At 66.6% G+C, this 864-nt stretch carries 1 protein-coding gene; it reads right to left on the reverse strand.

Annotation, left to right across the window (positions count from 1 at the left end; genetic code table 11):
* The coding region (locus MMF94_RS43200) for a nitrilase-related carbon-nitrogen hydrolase (protein WP_241043303.1) at positions 1–818 on the reverse strand (818 nt) is incomplete at its 3' end.
* Positions 819–864 lie beyond the last annotated feature (46 nt).

Consider the following 864-nt stretch of genomic DNA (forward strand, 5'->3'; position numbering starts at 1 on the left):
GGGCGTCGGTCGCGGTAGAACGCCCACTGTTGGCGCACCTCGTCGATCATCGCGAGGTCGAGGTCACGCACCACGAGCTCCTCGTCGCTGTCCGAGGCCGGATCACCGACGAACTGGCCGCGCGGGTCGACGAAGTAGCTGGTGCCGTAGAAGTCGTTGTCGCCGTACTCCTCCACACCGACGCGGTTGATCGCGGCGATGAAGTACTCGTTCGCCACCGCCGCCGCGGGCTGCTCGAGCTTCCACAGATACGCCGAGAGGCCCCGGCTCGTGGCGCTGGGGTTGTAGACGATCTGGGCTCCGGCCAGACCCAGAGCGCGCCAGCCCTCGGGGAAGTGCCGGTCGTAGCAGATGTAGACCCCGACCCTGCCGACCGCGGTGTCGAACACCGGCCAGCCCAGGTTGCCGGGCCGGAAGTAGAACTTCTCCCAGAACCCCTTCACCTGGGGAATGTGATGCTTGCGGTACTTCCCCAGGAACGTCCCGTCGGCATCGATGACCGCGGCGGTGTTGTAGTAGAAACCCGAGTCCTCCACCTCGAAGACCGGCACCACGAGCACCATTCCGGTCTCGCGCGCCAGCGCCTGCATCCGCCCCACGGTGGGGCCGTCGGGCACCGCCTCGGCCCAGCGATAGTGCTCCGAGTCCTGCACCTGGCAGAAGTACGGGGCGTTGAACACCTCCTGGAAGCCCATCACCTGCGCGCCCTGCTCTGCCGCTGCGCGTGCATAGGACTCGTGAACGTCGATCATGGATGCTGTGTCGCCGGTCCATTTCGCCTGTACCAGTGCCGCGCGGACCACACGGGAGTCCGTCATCGCCCAACCTCCGCCGTACTCGCCCATGAGGGGAAGTGGACACCTT

It is taken from the genome of Pseudonocardia alaniniphila (assembly GCF_022524485.1).
In the GTDB taxonomy this organism is placed as follows: domain Bacteria; phylum Actinomycetota; class Actinomycetes; order Mycobacteriales; family Pseudonocardiaceae; genus Pseudonocardia; species Pseudonocardia alaniniphila.